The 255-nt window shown below is 35.7% G+C and carries 1 protein-coding gene; it reads left to right on the top strand.

All coding sequences use genetic code 11. The features are described from left to right. Positions 1–255, top strand: a 255-nt coding sequence (locus HXW94_RS19150; RefSeq protein WP_218576846.1) for a hypothetical protein, incomplete at both ends; no start/stop codon positions are given.

Raw genomic sequence — 255 nt, 5'->3', positions numbered from 1 at the left:
AGGAAAATAATAACAGGATACTAAGTATTGACTACGGCTTGAGAAAACTGTTGGTGATAACCTGTTTTGAAATGACGGATGAAGGTCTGCCGGTTCAATTTTCACGCCCTTTTTTTGTAGATATAAACGGCGTACAAAACAAAATAGAACGGATCCATCAGGAGATTGACCGGCTGAAATCAAAACTGTCAAAAACCACAGATAAAAAGAAAATAAAAATTTTAAAGCGGGAAATCAAACTCAGATGGAAAAAAC

Origin of the sequence: Desulfobacter latus (assembly GCF_013389365.1) — a bacterium.
Lineage (GTDB): Bacteria > Desulfobacterota > Desulfobacteria > Desulfobacterales > Desulfobacteraceae > Desulfobacter > Desulfobacter latus.
Note: the sequence above shows the minus strand (reverse complement) of the source record. Positions and strands in the feature narration are given on the sequence as shown.